Source organism: Mesorhizobium sp. M1A.F.Ca.IN.020.06.1.1, from assembly GCF_004023265.1.
Taxonomy (GTDB): Bacteria; Pseudomonadota; Alphaproteobacteria; order Rhizobiales; family Rhizobiaceae; genus Mesorhizobium.
Genome location: NZ_RZSR01000929.1, coordinates 1 through 2,350, shown reverse-complemented (window position 1 = coordinate 2,350; position 2,350 = coordinate 1). Strand labels below are relative to the sequence as shown.

3 protein-coding genes are annotated in these 2,350 nt (G+C 64.9%); all 3 read right to left on the bottom strand.

Annotated elements, in window-relative coordinates; all coding sequences use genetic code 11:
- Nucleotides 1-4 precede the first annotated feature (4 nt).
- Complete coding sequence (locus EOA60_RS29170; RefSeq protein ID WP_128312340.1) at nt 5-1,675, bottom strand: nitrite/sulfite reductase; 1,671 nt, start codon at nt 1,673-1,675, stop codon at nt 5-7.
- A gap of 39 nt (nt 1,676-1,714) precedes the next feature.
- Nucleotides 1,715-2,020, bottom strand: coding sequence for a DUF2849 domain-containing protein (locus tag EOA60_RS29165; RefSeq protein WP_095800580.1), 306 nt, complete (start codon nt 2,018-2,020; stop codon nt 1,715-1,717).
- The coding region (locus EOA60_RS29160) for an SAM-dependent methyltransferase (protein WP_348632728.1) at nt 2,017-2,350 on the bottom strand (334 nt) is incomplete at its 5' end. The genes EOA60_RS29165 and EOA60_RS29160, both read right to left, overlap by 4 nt.

Here is a 2,350-nt window from a genome sequence, read left to right as displayed (position 1 = left end):
CCGGTCAAGCGGCCTTGGTGTCGCCAGCATAGAGCGCCTCCTTGAACGGCGCGGGACCGACACGGCGGTAGGCGTCGATAAAACGTTCACTGGGATTGAGCCGAAGGCCGAGATAGGTGTCGACGATCTGCTCGATGGCATCGGTGATTTCTTCCGAAGAGAAACCGCGGCCGATGATCTCGCCGACCGACGTGTTCTCGTCGGCCGAGCCGCCAAGCGTGACCTGGTAGAGCTCGGAGCCCTTCTTCTCCACGCCGAGAATGCCGATATGGCCGACATGGTGGTGGCCGCAGGCGTTGATGCAGCCGGAGATCTTCAGCTTCAGCTCACCGATCTCGCGCTGCCGCTCCAGCGAGGCAAAGCGGCGCGAGATTTCCTGGGCAACCGGGATCGAACGCGCGGTGGCAAGCGCGCAATAATCGAGGCCGGGGCAAGAGATGATATCGCTGATCAGGTTGGAATTGGCGGTCGCCAAGCCGATCTCGACCAGGGCGTCATAGACGGCCTTGAGGTCGGCGCGCGCCACATGCGGCAGGATCAGGTTCTGCTCGTGGCTGACGCGCAGCTCGTCGAAGGCGTATTTCTCGGCGATGTCGGCGACCGCCTCCATCTGGCTGTCGGAGGCGTCGCCGGGCACCTCGCCGATGCCCTTGAGCGAGATCGTCACCGCCGCATAGTCGGGGTGGCGATGCGTTACGACATTCTGGTCGAGCCACTCCGAAAAACTCTTGGAATCGAGCCGCGTCTGCTTCACCTGCGCGTCGCCTTCCGGCCGGTCAGGCAATGCCGGCGGCGCGAAATAGGCATTGATCGCCTGGATGTCGGCGTCCGGCAGCTTCAGCTCCGCGTCCTTCAACTCCTGCCATTCGGCCTCGATCTGGCGGGTGATCTCCTCGACCCCGGTCTCGTGGACGAGGATCTTGATACGCGCCTTGTACTTGTTATCGCGGCGGCCATAGAGGTTGTAAACGCGCAGGATCGCCGTGCAGTAGGACAACAGCTCGGCTTCCGGCAGGAAGTCGCGGATCTTCTTGGCGACCATCGGCGTGCGGCCCTGGCCGCCACCGACATAGACGGCAAAGCCCAGCTCGCCGGCCGCGTTCTTCTTCAGATGCAGCCCGATGTCGTGCGTCTGGATGGCGGCGCGATCACGCTCGGCGCCGGTCACCGCGATCTTGAACTTGCGCGGCAGGTACGAGAACTCCGGATGCACCGACGACCACTGGCGCAGGATCTCCGCATAGGGACGCGGATCGGCAACCTCGTCGGCGGCCGCGCCGGCGAAATGGTCCGCGGTGACGTTGCGGATGCAGTTACCGCTGGTCTGGATGGCATGCATCTCGACGCTCGCCAGATCAGCAAGGATCGCCGGGATGTCGGACAGCGCCGGCCAGTTGAACTGGATGTTCTGGCGCGTGGTGAAGTGGCCGTAGCCCTTGTCGTATTTGCGGGCGATGTGGCCGAGCATGCGCAATTGCCTGCTGTTCAGCGTGCCGTAGGGCACGGCGATACGCAGCATATAGGCGTGCAGCTGCAAATAGACGCCGTTCATCAGCCGGAGCGGCCGGAACTGGTCCTCGGTGATCTCGCCGGCAAGCCGGCGCTGCACCTGGTCGCTGAACTCGGCGACGCGGGCCTTTACGAAATCGTGGTCGAACTCGTCGTAACGGTACATGCTTCGTCTTTCAGGGCCCGTCCGCCCGCTTTCTTGTGTCTATGCCGCCCGTGCCGGAGCCGGGCTCGCCTGCTTGCCGAGGTCGGTGCGGATGGTGGGGCCCGCGGCGCGGATCTTCTCGCGCAGCCGCACCGGCTCGACCGCGCCGTTGATCACGGTCACATCGATCAGGTTGACGTCGACGACTTCGTTGTTGGCAGCGGCCGCGGCGCCGATGGCCTCGAGCCGATCCTCCGCCGCCTTGTCATGGGCGATGTCGGCACGAGTGACGGTCTCCGCCCAGCCGCCATCGGCGTACCAGACGGCGATACCGTCCGAGAGCCTGTTCGCGGTCAGAACCTTCATTGCTCAACTCCTTCGGCCGCTACGCCGGCCGTATCTTCACGCGTGTGCGCCGCAAGCGGCTCGGATTGTTCGAAATTGGCGCCGGCGACCGCGTCGCCGATGATGGTCATGACCGGACCGGTAAGATCGGCGCGCGCTTCCAGCGACGGCAGGTCGGCGAGCGTGCCGTGGAAGCGGCGGCGATTGCCAAGGCTGGCATTCTCCACCACGGCGACGGCGGTATCGGGCGACAGCCCGGCTTCGATCAGCCGGCCGGCGACTTCGGCTGCGACCGAGCGGCCCATATAGACGGCGACGGTGGCGCCGGAAATGGCAAGCTTTGCCCAATCG

Excerpts from the sequence above, each read along its gene's own strand:
- EOA60_RS29170 (WP_128312340.1), bottom strand. The coding sequence starts at position 1,675 with ATGTACCGTTACGACGAGTTCGACCACGATTTCGTAAAGGCCCGCGTC.
- EOA60_RS29165 (WP_095800580.1), bottom strand. The coding sequence starts at position 2,020 with ATGAAGGTTCTGACCGCGAACAGGCTCTCGGACGGTATCGCCGTCTGG.